General features: G+C 44.4%; 17 protein-coding genes. 3 read left to right on the forward strand and 14 right to left on the reverse strand.

Annotated features, from left to right (window positions below; all coding sequences use genetic code 11):
• Positions 1-4: 4 nt before the first annotated feature.
• A complete protein-coding gene (locus GPK89_RS15895) occupies positions 5-1,156 on the reverse strand; it encodes an AAA family ATPase (protein WP_147601752.1) in 1,152 nt (383 codons plus the stop codon).
• A gap of 184 nt (positions 1,157-1,340) precedes the next feature.
• Between GPK89_RS15895 and GPK89_RS15900 the strand changes: the two genes are divergently transcribed.
• Positions 1,341-1,511 carry a hypothetical protein gene (locus GPK89_RS15900; RefSeq protein WP_430750614.1) on the forward strand — a complete coding sequence of 57 codons (171 nt, stop codon included), beginning with the start codon at positions 1,341-1,343 and terminating at the stop codon, positions 1,509-1,511.
• A gap of 264 nt (positions 1,512-1,775) precedes the next feature.
• Here the strand turns inward: GPK89_RS15900 and GPK89_RS15905 are convergent, their stop codons facing one another.
• The 4 genes from GPK89_RS15905 to GPK89_RS15920 form a co-directional block, all read right to left on the reverse strand.
• On the reverse strand, positions 1,776-2,066 hold the full coding sequence (locus GPK89_RS15905) for a helix-turn-helix domain-containing protein (RefSeq protein ID WP_002576367.1): 291 nt from the start codon (positions 2,064-2,066) through the stop codon (positions 1,776-1,778).
• A gap of 473 nt (positions 2,067-2,539) precedes the next feature.
• Positions 2,540-3,271, reverse strand: coding sequence for an ImmA/IrrE family metallo-endopeptidase (locus GPK89_RS15910; protein ID WP_215694649.1), 732 nt, complete (start codon positions 3,269-3,271; stop codon positions 2,540-2,542).
• Positions 3,268-3,528, reverse strand: coding sequence for a hypothetical protein (locus GPK89_RS15915; protein ID WP_013274265.1), 261 nt, complete (start codon positions 3,526-3,528; stop codon positions 3,268-3,270). The genes GPK89_RS15910 and GPK89_RS15915 overlap by 4 nt, the downstream gene beginning before the upstream one ends.
• Positions 3,529-3,609: 81 nt before the next feature.
• Entirely contained in the window at positions 3,610-4,845 is a 1,236-nt protein-coding gene (locus GPK89_RS15920; protein ID WP_215694651.1) for a DNA polymerase Y family protein, read from the reverse strand.
• Positions 4,846-5,046: 201 nt separating this feature from the next.
• Between GPK89_RS15920 and GPK89_RS15925 the strand changes: the two genes are divergently transcribed.
• Together GPK89_RS15925 and GPK89_RS15930 are read left to right on the forward strand one after the other, a co-directional pair.
• Positions 5,047-5,463 carry a helix-turn-helix domain-containing protein gene (locus tag GPK89_RS15925; protein ID WP_002576372.1) on the forward strand — a complete coding sequence of 139 codons (417 nt, stop codon included), beginning with the start codon at positions 5,047-5,049 and terminating at the stop codon, positions 5,461-5,463.
• A gap of 45 nt (positions 5,464-5,508) precedes the next feature.
• Positions 5,509-6,021, forward strand: coding sequence for an ImmA/IrrE family metallo-endopeptidase (locus GPK89_RS15930; RefSeq protein ID WP_257360077.1), 513 nt, complete (start codon positions 5,509-5,511; stop codon positions 6,019-6,021).
• Positions 6,022-6,092: 71 nt separating this feature from the next.
• Here the strand turns inward: GPK89_RS15930 and GPK89_RS15935 are convergent, their stop codons facing one another.
• From GPK89_RS15935 to GPK89_RS15975, 9 genes are read right to left on the reverse strand one after another with little or no spacing between them, the layout of a single operon-like run.
• A complete protein-coding gene (locus GPK89_RS15935; RefSeq protein WP_117964039.1) occupies positions 6,093-6,524 on the reverse strand; it encodes a hypothetical protein in 432 nt (143 codons plus the stop codon).
• Positions 6,493-6,921, reverse strand: a complete 429-nt coding sequence (locus GPK89_RS15940) for an MmcQ/YjbR family DNA-binding protein (RefSeq protein ID WP_117964040.1) — start codon at positions 6,919-6,921, stop codon at positions 6,493-6,495. Before GPK89_RS15940 ends, GPK89_RS15935 begins: the two co-directional genes overlap by 32 nt.
• Positions 6,922-6,939: 18 nt before the next feature.
• Positions 6,940-7,758: a hypothetical protein gene (locus GPK89_RS15945; protein ID WP_215694653.1), complete on the reverse strand. Its 819-nt coding sequence runs from the start codon at positions 7,756-7,758 to the stop codon at positions 6,940-6,942.
• A gap of 31 nt (positions 7,759-7,789) precedes the next feature.
• Entirely contained in the window at positions 7,790-8,128 is a 339-nt protein-coding gene (locus tag GPK89_RS15950) for a hypothetical protein (protein ID WP_215694655.1), read from the reverse strand.
• Between the two features lie 28 nt (positions 8,129-8,156).
• On the reverse strand, positions 8,157-8,861 hold the full coding sequence (locus GPK89_RS15955) for a hypothetical protein (RefSeq protein WP_178669689.1): 705 nt from the start codon (positions 8,859-8,861) through the stop codon (positions 8,157-8,159).
• Positions 8,854-10,314: a PglZ domain-containing protein gene (locus GPK89_RS15960; RefSeq protein ID WP_215694657.1), complete on the reverse strand. Its 1,461-nt coding sequence runs from the start codon at positions 10,312-10,314 to the stop codon at positions 8,854-8,856. The genes GPK89_RS15955 and GPK89_RS15960 overlap by 8 nt, the downstream gene beginning before the upstream one ends.
• 3 nt (positions 10,315-10,317) lie before the next feature.
• The gene (locus GPK89_RS15965; RefSeq protein ID WP_215694659.1) at positions 10,318-12,990 is read right to left on the reverse strand and encodes a DEAD/DEAH box helicase; all 2,673 of its coding nucleotides are present in this window, start codon (positions 12,988-12,990) and stop codon (positions 10,318-10,320) included.
• A 4-nt stretch (positions 12,991-12,994) separates the two neighbouring features.
• Entirely contained in the window at positions 12,995-13,552 is a 558-nt protein-coding gene (locus GPK89_RS15970) for a hypothetical protein (RefSeq protein WP_178669692.1), read from the reverse strand.
• A 14-nt stretch (positions 13,553-13,566) separates the two neighbouring features.
• The gene (locus tag GPK89_RS15975) at positions 13,567-14,556 is read right to left on the reverse strand and encodes a nucleotidyltransferase domain-containing protein (RefSeq protein ID WP_215694661.1); all 990 of its coding nucleotides are present in this window, start codon (positions 14,554-14,556) and stop codon (positions 13,567-13,569) included.
• Between the last annotated feature and the right edge of the window lie 6 nt (positions 14,557-14,562).

A 14,562-nucleotide genomic window follows, 5' to 3' on the forward strand; every position in this document is an offset into this window, starting at 1 on the left:
CTCCTTAATTGATTGAAGCAGCCAGGCTTTTCTTCAAGCGCATATACGCTTCATATGCTGGCGTTGTTCCCTCAAGGAAGCCGCTCTGGTAAGCATCACTCTTTTTAATATCATTACGTTTCAATATATAGCTCAGATTTTCTGCTGTAATGCCATTACGGTTTCTAACGATACAAATTCCGTCATTTCGGTCATATTCGTCCAGCAGTTCCGGATAATGCGTAGTGAAAATAAGCGTTCCGCCATTTTTGTTCAGTCGGCTGTCCATAAAGAAGCGCACTAAGGTCGTTACAATTTCCTTGTTGAAATGATTCTCTATTTCATCTACCAGAAGATAACCACCTGAATGAAGAACTTCCTTTACCATCGAGAATGTAATAATACCCTTAATCGTACCAGAGGACAGATACTGCTCAAGGTCTGCCGCATTATTCAGGATAATCTCTTCTTCATCCTTAAACTTCAAGTGGATAAATGTTTTTCCCTCTGTCTGTTCAAAACACAATTTCTCAATGGTCGGATCGAGAAATGCAATTACCTCCAATGGAATATCTTCGGTAAATGGAAGCACATTCACATTCGTATAGGAAAGCAGGCTGAATATTTCCACTGTATCATTCGCTTTTTTATTATGTGCAATGACAAAGCTGACATCATCAGAAAGGTATGCTTCATCGCTATTGCGCTGCTCTACAGGCTTCATTCCTGTAAAATCTGTCAGATACTTTTTCGACTTGACGGTTGCAATCGGTTTTTCCCAAAGGCTTTCAGACAAAATCGAATACACATATTCCCCTGTTTTCGACTTCTTTGCTGCAATTACAGTTTCCAAGCAGCAGACGTAGCTGCGCTTATCATAAAAATATGTGCGGATTGTAGCCTTCTTCGTTCCGCCAAGAATGCTTTTTGCCTCCACATGATTGATGGGCTCATTTTTCACAATATTTAAGGCCAAGCTAATGACCTTTAATACCGAGGTCTTGCCAGATGCGTTAATTCCAATGAAAGCACAGGCAGAGTGGAGATAGTAGTTATCCGTCAAACGGTAAAGACTATCTTTGTCCTCTTCGCAAACACGTTGCTGCGTATAAAAGCAAATATCCAAGTCTTTTTTGAATAATGGGAGTCCTTGTGCGGTGATGCGGAGTATTTTCATAGGTAGTCCTCCTCTAAAAACAGTTTTTTCGTTTTTATTTTCTTGTAATCTTATTATACGCCGCAAATCAGAAAATATCAACGGATTTTCCGTTTTTATTTTCTAAATTGTTTTTGACACTAAAAAGTATCCGTTCAATGTGGCAAGCCCTGTGATTGCTGACCCGTTCCACCGCATGAAATACATGGAGCGTCATGGAAGCGGCCTACGCAAAATCGTCAGGGAAACCGAAAAGCCGCCTGGATATACAGCGGCATATAATCCTGAAATTTTCTCAACAGCAACAGATTTCAGGGTCATCTTGAAAAATGCAAATTACCAACTTAGTCAGAAAAACTTAGTCAGAAAAACTTAGTCAATGACCAAGTTAGTGAGCAAGATAAATCGCCGGACATCCCACACACAGTTTTGAATCTTTGTATCCACCTTATTGCCCACGGCAGTGAGGGTGCTCAAATCACTCATGCTCACTCTATCATGGGTACAGCCAATGATAAGTCCTATGACGCAACCCATGATACAACCCATGATAACTTAGAGGATGACACCCATCAAGGTATCCACCAAGTTAGCCACCATGATTCTACGCCGTCAGCAGTTATATTGCGCCTAATACTTTTTAGATTTTCTTCGCAATCGTAGACAGCTCCGAAATAATACTAAGAAGATCATTTTTGACTTCCTCTTTGCTTGGCTCGCTGCCCATCAGAAGATAATCCGTGCTGACATGGAGGATGCAGGACAGTTCAATCAGCAAGTCAATGGAGCAGCTGCGTTCACCGTTCTCCATGCGGCTGACATGCTGCTTGCTTGCCAGTCCCAGGCGAACCGCCAGTTCCTCCTGCGTAATGCCACGGGAAGTGCGAACATCGTGAAGTCTCTTACCAAACTCTTTTGCGTCAAAATACATACGTTTCTCCTTCCGCACAGCCGGTACAGAACCGGACCGACGGAAGGTCAAAAAAGGAGCCGCATGACGGTGAAGAAAAATCCTGTGCCGATAAAACAGAACATGGGTATCCCATAATTCTGTCTCATGCGGCATTCGGAAGACTTCGCCTGTCAGCGGCTCCACAGCACAGCTATGACTTATAAAATTGTGTTAATAGGATTATTTATTGTCATCTCAGCCATTCAAAGACGAATAGTAGAGCTGCAATCTCCGTAATCTTCTCATCTCCAAAACATTGAAGACGGTCTCGCGTCCGCAGGCCTTGCATTTGGTCTGCACATGTCCTCTGGTATCCTCAAAGACGATGATTGAATTGTGTCGGCAATAAGGACACCTGACCGTCCTGGGCTTTTGCGAAGCAATCGCATCCTTTGCCCGGATGATTTTAATCTGCATTTCCGCAGATGGTTCCGATACTCTGATATTCCTGCTCATGGCCACACCTCCAATGGATCACGATATTCATAATCCTTTTTCCGGTTCAGATAGCCCAGTTGTTCCAAGCGGATAGCTGCTGCTGATCTCGAAACACCAAAGACACCACAGAAAGTATCTATCTTCACCTGGTCACTGTCGTAAAAACGCCATCCATAACAGGTCAGAGGCTTTCTGCTGTTAATGAACCACATCGCTCGATCTACTTCTGACTGGGGCATCAGAATGGCGGCTCCCAGCGAATTGGCCTGCCACTCGTTCCAGTCCTCCTGCGTTCTCAGAACGCGAGAGCCATTTCCTCGCACTTCCGGTCTCTTATGACAGGCTATCTTTCGGTCATCGGAATCCAGCTGAAACAGTATCTGGTGAGCGCACTCATGCGCCAGCGTAAATCTGCGTTTTCCGCAGAGTTTCCGAATATTCTCTGGTTCAATGAAACTCTTGTCCAGAACCACATCATTAGTTTTCAGGAAGATGCTCCTCTGACTTCCATCAACCTCTATCTGATATTCTGTATCCACATACGCGGTCAGACCATAGATGCTTCCGTCCGAGGACAACTTTTGGAATGACACCTTCAGGTTCAGATAATCGGATGCAAACTGGTCAATGGGTGTCGGAAGTGCGAATCTTGCCGGATCATCTGCTTCGCTGCCGAAAAAGGACTTTTGAAAATCTCTTATCACTGCAACAGCGATTTCTTCTATGTTTTTCTGCGAAAGGATCATAGGCACGGCTCCTTTGCTTCAACGAACCATTTTTCATCTTCGTTGTACAGGAAACTCTCATGCCCACCGATCATGACCGTATAGCGGATTCCGCAGCCACCCACCTTCGTGGAAGCAGCCCGGCACTTATGCTTCAATCGGTCGATTTCATACACCCGTCCGTCAATCCACCGAATCAGACGCGGACGGATATTTCCCTCTGCATCCACATCCAAATTCACAGGTACATATACTTTTCTACATTTCTGTTCCGACATATTCTACGCTCCTCCTCTGTAAACCGGCGAATGTGTTGACTTCTTTTAGCAAAGAACTCACCAGATTCTACCGGTGCTGTATTAACCAATCATTCCTGTCGGCATGACCAAATCCACTTTTCGCTCTGTCGGCATCTTGCTTTTCTGAAAAAGTACCCCATTTTTAATCGCATCTTTCCCGAATCGGAATCGAATCTGCTCAATCGCTGCGTCCAGCCGTTCCTGGCGATCCAGTGATTTCACATCTGTGAATAGGTCGTATTGTATCGGACAATCCTCTTCAAACAAGTTGATTGCCCGAACCGTCACCGAACGAATCGGGTGTTCCCACTGATAATTCTTTGCAAACAAAGAAAATGCGGTTTTCGCCAGATAGGTAGGGCTTTGTGTCGGAATGCTAATCCGGCACTGCCACTCCTTCGTGAAAAGCTCATTGTTGCGGATGGAAATTGCAATTCCGCCTGCTTTCTTTTTATGCGTTCGCAGCTTGGTTCCGATCTCCTGCACCAGCTCCAGCATGACACACCAGACTTCGGCGTTATTCTCCAAATCCTGCATGGTCGTTATCCCGTGCCCAATGCTTTTTACCGGAGAGACATAATCGGAACGCATAACCGGTGAATCATCCAGCCCATTGGCATATTTCTTAATCGCCAGTCCATTCTTTCCAAGGCGGCACTTCAAGAAATCATCCGATGTTGCAGCAAGCTCTCCAATCGTATGAATTCCATAACCAGATAGAACTTTCTCGGTCACTCTGCCGACTCCAAGCAAGTCAGCGGCAGGAAGACACCAAATCTTCTCCCGGAACGAATCTGCTTCAATACAGGTAATCGCATCCGGCTTTTTCATATCCGACCCAAGCTTGGCAAAAATCTTATTGAAGCTCACTCCTGCGGAAATCGTAAGACCCAGTTCAAACTTAACGGTTCTGCGAATCTCATCTGCAATTTCAAATCCGGTTCCCATGCAGCCGCTTCCGGTCACATCCAGCCAGCATTCGTCCATCCCATACGGCTCGATCTGATCGGTATAGCGACCGTATATTTCACGAGCCAGCTTTGAAAACTTTATATATTGCTCATAGTGCGGCTCCACGATCACAAGATCCTGGCACTTCTGCTTTGCTTGCCAGATTGCCTCTCCCGTGGAAACGCCAAACGCCTTTGCTGCATAGTTCTTCGCAAGTACAATACCATGCCGTTCCTCCACAGAACCACACACTGCCACCGGCTTGTTCTTCAGTTCCGGATTCAGCATACACTCGACAGAGGCATAGAAATTATTCATATCACAGTGAAGGATCACTCTTTGCATCTCGTATTCCTCCTCTCCGTTCGCGAAAGCACGAACAACTTTTCACGAACGCATTGACACACAGCATTTCTTGTGATACTATAATTACACGAATTATATTTCGTGTTTTCACCGTCATTATAGCAAGCACAGTTTTTCGTGTCAATAGATTTTTATGAAAAAGTGTTCGTGTTCGTAATCAAAAAAGAAAGAGGTATTCCTATGGTCTTCAAAGAAAGGTTGAAAGAAAAAAGAACAGAAGCCAATTTAACTCAGGTAGAACTTGCAGAGAAGGCCGGTGTAACCGCCCGCACAATTCAGAATTATGAGCTTGGCAGCCGTAAACCATCCAATATGGTTACGATCCAGAAAATCGCGGATGCGCTGAATACTACTACTGAGTATCTGCTGGGAAGCAGCGGCACCTATGTTGTAGAAGCCCATGAAAAAGGCGGCGCAAAAGCAGCGAAAGATATTGAAGAACTGGTCAGCGAAGTGACCGGTATGTTTGCTGGCGGCGAATTAAGTGAAGATGCCATCGAGGGAGCTTATAAAGCTCTGACTGATGCCTACTGGATTGCCAAAGAGAACAATAAAAAATACGCCCCGAAAACGAGGCGTAAAAAATCCGATCAGTGATATTTATCGTACACACTTTTCGCTATACTGTAAACTGGAGGTGGTATGATGAATGCGGAACAGCTTTCACGGGTCGGTGAGAAACTGGTAAAACGCTGTGGTTCCAGAGACCCTTTTGAAATTGCAAGGCAGCTTGGTATCAATGTTATGCTTTGCGAAAATTTTGGTTCCCTGAAGGGAATGTACCGGGTGATTAAGCGAAATCGCTTTATTTTCCTGAATAACAGTCTGGATGAAAACATGCTGCGCATCGTGTGCGCACATGAATTAGGGCATGATCAGCTTCACCGGAATATGGCGAAAACCACCCCGATTCATGAGTTCATGCTCTACGACATGAAATCCAAACCGGAATATGAAGCGAACATCGTAGCAGCGGAGATCTTGATGGACAGCAACGAAGTCCTTCGTTACATCTATGAGTATGGATACACAGCCGAGCAGATCGCCAGCGCGATGTCCACTGACATCAATCTGGTTGCGCTGAAGGTAGCACACCTGGCCACACTTGGCTATAATCTGCACGCACTGGAACATAAAAGCAACTTTTTGAAATAACGTATCTTCGAGGAGCCTTGACCGGCTCCTCTTTTTTGTTGCAAATTGTGCAGATGCCGTCTGCACAATTATCAGCCTAACATCTGCATGTGATAGAGCTTCACTTTTTCCTCGAACGGCAGTCCCGGATCAATGCCGACTTCTTCCCACATCACACCATACGGTGCGCCGCCATCTGTATATCCGGCGATAAAGGCAAAACGACCATCGCAGTCCTCATACAGTTCTCCCAGCCGTTCCCGTTCTTTCGCTTCCCGCTCCATTCTCCGCTGCCGAAGCCGCTGTTCTTCAGCCTGTTTAATCTGGTCAAGCTGCTCTTGTGTATAATTGACTCCAAGCTCCTGCAAATCTTTAGCGGCAGTCACAGCATCCACATGAAAGCGTTCCCGGTAATGCTTGTTCATCTTTTTCGGTGAGCCGGTATAGGTGAGCAGCCACTGCTTGCCTTTTCGGAGGCGGGCTTCCTTTCGCTCAGCCTTCGTCAGTTTCTTTTTCTTTGCCATTTGCGAAATCTCCCGGATTTTTTGCTGATGACTTTGGTTTGCGCTTCTTCGGTGCCGTCAGCTCATAGCTCAAAGAAAGCAGGTCTTTGATGGCATCATCCAGTTCTGGTTTGCCAAGCTGAATACTAAGCCATTTTTCCTTATTCATGTGATAGGCTGGAAAATAGCCGTCTTGCCCACGAAGAGAGCCGATCAGCAGCGGATCACTTTTCACATTAAGAACATCAATGATGCCTGCTTCCGGCAGTCCCAACTTATCAGCAGATACTTCCAGAACTACACCATACCATTTGTTATTGTCGTTGTGCCGCAGCACCGCATTCCAGTCATGCCAGGGGTATTCCGGCTCTGTGCCGTACTGCTGGCGTATCCATGTAAATAATTCTTGGCGTGTCATTCCACATTGCAAGCGAAGTCAATCTATGTTGCACTTCCCACTGCATCCTCCATTTCCACAGAATTCGCAGCCATGTGTATGCCCATGTCCATAATACCATCGCCCATAGCGATAACCATAGTGGGGAGGACAATGAGCACAATCTCCCGTGCATTTGCCTGTATTTTTAGGCTTAGGACTGCCAGCCAGAGCCATTCCCATTAGTATACTGCTGAACATTCCCGGCTTCTTCGGTTGTGCCTCTTTAAGCGAAATTTCCTCGTCAGGCTCATCCGGATCAGCATACGGAATGCCACTGCGCTTTGAAATCTTCCTAATCAGAGACTCGTCCACACCATAATCACATAACTCATTCAGCCCATTTTCTGTGAAAATCGCATCTGTCGAGTTGACCAACTGATAGATGGATTCCTCATCTGGCAGATTAGGAAGCAGTGTCAGAACATCCTCCTCTGTAAAGTGCGTTGGTTTGGAAGTAATCTTATCAATCAACTCAAACACCGGTTCCGGATCAGGAAGACAGCTCAGCAGCGTATCCAGCTGTTCCCCCGTATAAGCATCCACAGCTGTCTGAATCAACTTTTCCAGTGCTTCTTCATCTTCGATTTGCCCGCTATCTGCAATCTCCGCAACTTCCGCGGCTCGAAACCGGACTCCCGCTGCTAATGCTCTGCGAAGAATGCTGGTCGCTGTGCGCGTATCCACATACTGAATGCAGTCACATATTTCCTCAGATGGACTTCCATCCGGTCCGAAGTCCTTGATAGAGGCCAGACGGCTATACTGAGTACTTTCCTGCCATCCGTCATATCGCTCATAATATTCAGCCCAGGTCACTTAGCCGCACCTCCTCCACACTGCATCGCCATCAAAAATCATCTAATGCAGCATCTATTTCTTCCAGCCGATCAATCCAGCCCAGGTCGGATTTCTTCTTGGTTGCTGGTCTTTTCTTATCACCGCCAACCACTTCAAACCGTTTCTCTTCTGTCCCGAACAAACCTTTTACCTGAATTCTGAAATCCGGCTTGTTGTTGGTCAGCCCCTGCATAAGCTGTACATTCTTGTATCTGGGCAGGAGAATTTGACAAATAGCCTGAATGTCTTGCTCCTTAACACAGGGAGCCGCCATAAACTTTTTCGTTATGTAAGGCTTTATATCTGTCAGAACCTGTGACATCGAGGCTTTCTTTCGATTATCAGCCATAAAAATCTCCTTTTCCGGATATTTCATTTCAAGTTAAAGATATCGAAATCTCACCACCAAATGTACTGATTGAAAATCTGTCATCTGAAACAATAGTTTCCTTTTCAACATGATATTCAAAGGGAAACAGATATACTGAATCATTCAATTCCTGAAAAGAGTAGTATCCACTGTCATCAATATTCATCACTGCATATGCCATAAATGCACTGACTTGTTCATTATTTACTGTCATCCTGTTGATGTGATACTTTCCCGGTTTTTCACAGCGTAGCACATCGAATTCCTTCAATGTTGAAATCAATTTATCAATCGAATGATATAAGGTTGTTCTTTCTCCCCACTCATCAAATAGCTTTTGCTTTAACTGGGCAAGTGTTATTTCATCCTGAAATTCCGACATTTTTCCAATAAGTTTGCACATATCAAGAAACACCGGATATGCCGCCAACATCATGCACCAGTTGATACTCACCGCATATTCCGGATACTTTTCTATCAGCTGTACTGCCTCGCTTTTTAAGCAGGAGCTGTATGGATTGTCATAAACCCAGATGTTCATCAAAATCTCTCTGGTCTTACGAAGAACCGTTGGGCTATCAATCTCATAGCTCAAATACTCATTGAGCTTATCTTTAATCTCCGATTCCGCTGTGCCGTCCGCCACTAAATCAACCGTATATTTCAGCCAAGGTAATTTCAGTTTCCTTGACAAACCAACCATTTTAGCCATGATAATCCTCCGTCCTCGCGATTATGAACGGAACCACCACTTCGTCAAGCGAAATCCCGCCATGCGTCATTACATTTTCACCTTTGATATCCAAAGAATCCCCTACATTGCAGATTAGATAGTCATAATCTTTGGGCAAGTAGTATTTCGGATATTCCAAAAGGCCGTATCGTTCTATCAAACTGTCTTTATTAGCAAAATCCTTCAAGACCACCATTTTGTGGCTTCTTGTTTCGACTTCAACGCCAGAGCCGGTCAATCGTCCCAATCCTGTACAAGGCGTGTTTCCATGATCTGCTGTAATATAGACATCAAAGCCATCCTGCAACAATCTTTTGGTCAACTCAGCAAGCTTATTTTGTTTCATCAGCACCGTATCATCATTCAACATTCCAATGCGTCCCTGATATTGGGCATGAACCAATTCATCAATATCAAGAATGATGACAGCCCCACACTTTACAAACGCCGAAAAGCTTGCATCATACCCTCGTTCGTAGCCTATCTGATTGTCCTTATACCCATATTTTCTTGCGCATTCGTAAAATTCATTCTTCTCTTTACTTTGCTTCCACGGTTCAATCAGCTGACTGGGATATTTTCCACTCAGTAGGCATTGGCGAGAAATAGATGTCGTAGATGGAATCATGGCAAAGGCAGCACTTTGGCGATAACAAATTCCCGCAAACGATCTTTTCAATATCGTCCAGTCAAATTCTGACATACCATCCATTACGATAATGGCAGCCTTTTCACTATGGTCATGGATATAATCCATGACACTGCTTACCATGACCGGTGATTCCAGGTTGATTTCCGAAGACAGCTTTCCAAAATTTTTCATCGCATAGGCGCAGAACGCCCGATTCAATTCCGAAGTATCAATGTCAACATTGTGTTCTGCTGCGGTTACATCAATCGTTGCTTTTTTCTCCGCAAGTTCAAACCAAGCCCTATAATCTTCAACACTTTTCGCTTGGTTTAATGCACATTCGTATAAATCTCTCAAATATAGCTCAACATTTTTCTGAGCATACATTTTGAGGCGAAGAAACATTTCCGTCTGTTTCCGTTCATGGTATTCCTCAAAATCAGTCTGATATGCCAGCGTAAGCAGTTCCAAATCCAGATTTTTGCTTTCTCGCAAAACTGCGCTATTCAACTTTGGAAATAATGACTCGAACGAAATTTCTTCCTCCCGGCATTTTTTCCGAATATCATATGGCACATAAACACCCGGCTGCACCAGAATCGCAAGCTTTTCCTCTCCATTTAGAAGGCTTGTATTATTAACCCGGAAGTTCAAATCATCAGTATACACAACAGTCCTGAAGCCATGTGCCTGAAACACCGCGCTATAATGCGCTTTTTCTTCCAGATGATCTGCATCAACGAGCATCATTTTTTTCGTATACTGTGCAGCTGTTTTTTCAAACACATAGTCTCCAAACATCTGTTACGCCTCCAATCTTGCCATCATAATTAACCTAAAATCCGGATATACCTGTGAGCCTTTCCTGTGCTGTGCTTCAATGTTTGCCTTTTCTTTTTGCAGCTTTTGCAGGCGGCTTCTCCGGATATTCTCAATCCCAATATGTTCCGCAGCCTCTTGCCTCAGCTCCAAAGCATACATATATTTCTTGAAACTCTCCTCATTCTGCTGCATCTGCTTCTCTTTTAATTCAACAAATGTGTCATAGGCAAAATCCATGCAACTTTTTTCAAGCTTAGAATAAATTTCCGCATCCACATTCGACGCAGACGAAACCCGGAGCTTGCTGTTTCCATCGAGGAAAACATCCATAATACGCTTTCCTGCCATCGGTCGCAATACCATTGCGCTGTTGACAAATATCGGCAAAATCCGCTTTCCGCTCTCTTTTTCAGAGATAGACAGCTCCCAAAGCATAAAATAGCCTTCCTCATTGGGGAAGTTGTCAATCTGGATGGACATAAGCGGTGCCGTCCGATCCTGCACCAACTCCGTCTTCAAATGCTGTGTGATTTCTTCATCTGCAATGCTGATGCGGTCAATCAAACGCTGGTCATGCCCCTGCCAGCACTCATAATAGGTCAGCATTGTGCGGAGCGCACTGTCTACATCGAAATTCGACTCTGTTCCGACAAGTTTTGTCAAGTCTTTCTCTTCTCGGATCACATCTTTATATTTCTGCGCATTCGTAAGCTGCTGCTTCATCTCTGCCTCAACTGGGTACAGATTCTTCTCTACCTGTGAAGCATGACCAATGGAGCGCATATATACATCCGTAAAGTCGCATTCTGCTACTTCGCTGTCCAGAACATCGGAATACTTATCAACGCCCATTTCTTTCAGAATAACGGACAGTTTTTCTTCCAGCACTTCACGAACACGGTTTTCTACTGTTTCGCCCACAATAAAGTTATAAATATGCACATCTCTCTGCTGACCAATACGATCAACACGACCACATCGCTGCTCGATTTTCATTGGGTTCCACGGAAGGTCATAGTTGATGATAATATTGGCAAACTGCAAGTTCAGACCTTCGCCACCGGCATCTGTCGAAATGAAAATACTGGTACTGGTCTTAAACTCCTGCATGGCAGCATTTCGTTCGTCAATGCTCATGCCGCCGTTTAGAATCGTTACCGTATAGCCTCTATTCACAAGCAGCTCCTGCAAATAAGTCTGCGTAGCAACAAATTCTGTAAAAATAATAACCTTTTGTGTGCGATCCTCACTCAAAATAGCATCAATCTCATTCAACAGCGGCTCCACTTTTGCATCCTGATTCTGGAACTGTGCTTGTTTTGCAAGGGAGATAATCTGCTTCAGCTCTTCGATTTCCAACTCCATGTCCAGAGAAATCGCTTCGAGAGCATCCTCAACACCATCCTCGATGTTCAGTTCATCCAAATCTTCTTCCCTTAAATTACCAACGCAGGTGCGCTGCTCCAGAAGAACATTTAATCTGCGCTCCAAGCTCTGTCGAATGGCCGCAGTACTGCTCGTCACCATGCGCTGCATGATAATCAACAGGAAGATCAGGCACATATTTTTCTTGCGATTGCGCAGTGCTTTGTTATAGGTCTTTGCGACATAGGAGCTGACCATCTCATACAGTTCCCGCTGTAAATTATTGCGTTCGTCCCATGAAATCGTCACAAGATGCGTGATACGGTTCTTGAACAGCAGATTACCATTATTGTCAATGGCCTCGCGCTTTTCCGTGCGGATCAGGAATGGAGCAACCTGTTCTCGGACAATAGATTTGGCATTCGGGAAAGCATCCGCATCCAGCAAACGAATCAGCCGCAAAAACGGCTCAGTTTTGCCATTATGCGGTGTTGCTGACAACAGCAGCAGATATGGGCTTGCCTGTGCCAACAGATTGCCCAGCTTGTAGCGAGCCACTTCGCCGGAGGAGCCAGCCACACGATGCGCCTCATCTATGATGATCAAATCCCATCCACTGTTGATGATGGAATAGATTCGTTCCTCGTTGTACTTTTCAACCTTTTCCTCACTCCAACCGGCGTGTTTTTCAATCGGCTTAATAGAATCCATCGGGGAAATCACCTGATCGAACTGACCATACACATCATCATTATCCGTCAGGCGGCGAATCGTATCATAATCGGATGGCAAAATTACTTGAAATTTCTCATGGAACTTTTCCTGCATCTCGCTTGCCCACTGGGTCACCAGACCAGTCGGGCAAACAACGAGAATCCTACTAACAAGACCACGGCTCTTCAATTCACGGATGATCATACCAGCTTCAATCGTCTTACCAAGACCAACTTCATCCGCCAGAATATAGCGAATGTTGTTGGTCTCCATTGCACGGTTCAACACATGGAGCTGGTGCGGCAAGGGAATAATTCCGCTGGCAAGAGAAGAAAGAAAGCCACCGGCAGTTTCGTTTTTGATTTTAGAGAGCAGCGTAACATAGCGCAGATAATTTTCATCATACTGCATCGTACTGCCCGATGAGCTAAGCTGTTCCTCATTTGCCTTATACACCCGACCGGTTGCTGGGTTAAAGACCTTATAAGAAATATAGCCCCATGCTTCGATCTTCTCCAAAACCTGCACATTTGCTTTTTCTATTGTGTCAAAAACGAAATCACCTGTTGCGTGCATTACATCATTTCCTCTTTTCTACTGCTTTCCATTCAATATCGCCTGTTGTGTTGCTCGAAGTCCAGTACTTTCCACGGATAGTTTTGTTATCACCTTCAAGTACCATTCTGCATGTACCATGTTGAATCGGATTACTCTTCTGCGTTGCAGCAGACGGATTTGTCATATAGGTGTAGTACAAAATATCTTGTCCGAATTCACTCACAATCGCTGCTGTAATCGTGACACTTGAATTTATATCCGTGTTAGTCTTTATATCAATCCCCAACCATGTCTGTTTAATCTGAATACCGATTGGTTTTTCGCCTGCTGTTCCCTTAAATGTATAACGAATAGTTCCGCTATACTGTTTTTTCAAAACTGGAGGCCGATTCCAAGGAATAATTTGCCACGCCCATTTTTCATAAATATAAAAGATGAGCGTCACCACAGTCACAGCATAACTAACGTTAGATGTATAGTCTCCAAATTCCTGCGGCTTCTTAATTAAGCAACAAATCGCAAATGTAAGAGCAGCTATGATTATTCCTGGTTTTATAAGTTTTTGTATCCGTTCGTTCATTCGCTGCCATCTCCTTACTCATACTCGTAAAAAGAAGCCAACTGATCTATAAAGTTACACAGATTCGTATAGTCACTCGGTTTCGGACATAACTCCTTTATTCCATTTGCTTCTTTGTATCCCCCAAAATCATTCTTTCGATTTTGTAATGTTGCAATCAGCTGACTGAATGCATACACCTTACGGTAGGTCCCGCAGTAGGTACGATACCAGGAATCCTCAATATTCCAAAGTAGCGATTCAAGCATAAACGAACTGACATTTTTTGCCACACTGCTATATGCTGTAATATAGCTATCTTCCATTAGATAGCGCATTTTCTTCATAATGCGCACCATTTTCTTATAATGATGGTTCGTATCGTTATTTTTCTTCCGACCGTTTGCAATATGCTGCTCCGGGTAATTGATGATCATGCCACCATTATCAGGATAAATAACAACACCACCCACAAAGTTACTTGCATCACGCCTATAATCTTGGCGATAGTCACGATATCGACGACAGGGAACAGTATCAGCATCCTTGCGATATGTATTACCATGAACCTTTATGGATTTGTTCTTTCTCTCAACATCAGTGCCGAATTTACACTTCAATGCCTCTTGTACTTCGTCCTTAAAAGTCTTTGCCGCCGCTGGCGCAGGAGTAAATCCGTAATCTGCTCCACTTTGTGGATATACAGAATCCTTCCGATACTCCGGCAAAAATGTTTCTTCCTGAATCACCGCAACATCTACATCGCTCTCAGTGCGGACATTTGTATTGTTTGCATAGGAACCTTGTACGAACAGCTTGATATTACGCGAATCCGATGAACGGCGCATCTGCAAAGAATACGCAAACGTATCAGTATACAGCGGTGTAATGGCCGCATTATCATCGGTAAATCCAAGTGTTTTCAACGCATCGGCTACCATACGGATTGCGTTCTTGCACTGTCCATCCTCAGTTGCACTGAGAGGCTGAGAATAATTCGTCAGCATAGATTCCGTAAATTTCAAACTAAA

Origin of the sequence: Gemmiger formicilis (assembly GCF_018784445.1) — a bacterium.
Taxonomy (GTDB): Bacteria; Bacillota; Clostridia; order Oscillospirales; family Ruminococcaceae; genus Gemmiger.

What these genes read in the sequence shown, in the direction of transcription:
- GPK89_RS15895 (WP_147601752.1), bottom strand. Translation starts at nt 1,156, where the DNA reads ATGAAAATACTCCGCATCACCGCACAAGGACTCCCATTATTCAAAAAA.
- GPK89_RS15900 (WP_430750614.1), top strand. Translation starts at nt 1,341, where the DNA reads ATGGAGCGTCATGGAAGCGGCCTACGCAAAATCGTCAGGGAAACCGAA.
- GPK89_RS15905 (WP_002576367.1), bottom strand. Translation starts at nt 2,066, where the DNA reads ATGTATTTTGACGCAAAAGAGTTTGGTAAGAGACTTCACGATGTTCGC.
- GPK89_RS15910 (WP_215694649.1), bottom strand. Translation starts at nt 3,271, where the DNA reads ATGATCCTTTCGCAGAAAAACATAGAAGAAATCGCTGTTGCAGTGATA.
- GPK89_RS15915 (WP_013274265.1), bottom strand. Translation starts at nt 3,528, where the DNA reads ATGTCGGAACAGAAATGTAGAAAAGTATATGTACCTGTGAATTTGGAT.
- GPK89_RS15920 (WP_215694651.1), bottom strand. Translation starts at nt 4,845, where the DNA reads ATGCAAAGAGTGATCCTTCACTGTGATATGAATAATTTCTATGCCTCT.
- GPK89_RS15925 (WP_002576372.1), top strand. Translation starts at nt 5,047, where the DNA reads ATGGTCTTCAAAGAAAGGTTGAAAGAAAAAAGAACAGAAGCCAATTTA.
- GPK89_RS15930 (WP_257360077.1), top strand. Translation starts at nt 5,509, where the DNA reads ATGATGAATGCGGAACAGCTTTCACGGGTCGGTGAGAAACTGGTAAAA.
- GPK89_RS15935 (WP_117964039.1), bottom strand. Translation starts at nt 6,524, where the DNA reads ATGGCAAAGAAAAAGAAACTGACGAAGGCTGAGCGAAAGGAAGCCCGC.
- GPK89_RS15940 (WP_117964040.1), bottom strand. Translation starts at nt 6,921, where the DNA reads ATGACACGCCAAGAATTATTTACATGGATACGCCAGCAGTACGGCACA.
- GPK89_RS15950 (WP_215694655.1), bottom strand. Translation starts at nt 8,128, where the DNA reads ATGGCTGATAATCGAAAGAAAGCCTCGATGTCACAGGTTCTGACAGAT.
- GPK89_RS15955 (WP_178669689.1), bottom strand. Translation starts at nt 8,861, where the DNA reads ATGGCTAAAATGGTTGGTTTGTCAAGGAAACTGAAATTACCTTGGCTG.
- GPK89_RS15960 (WP_215694657.1), bottom strand. Translation starts at nt 10,314, where the DNA reads ATGTTTGGAGACTATGTGTTTGAAAAAACAGCTGCACAGTATACGAAA.
- GPK89_RS15965 (WP_215694659.1), bottom strand. Translation starts at nt 12,990, where the DNA reads ATGCACGCAACAGGTGATTTCGTTTTTGACACAATAGAAAAAGCAAAT.
- GPK89_RS15970 (WP_178669692.1), bottom strand. Translation starts at nt 13,552, where the DNA reads ATGAACGAACGGATACAAAAACTTATAAAACCAGGAATAATCATAGCT.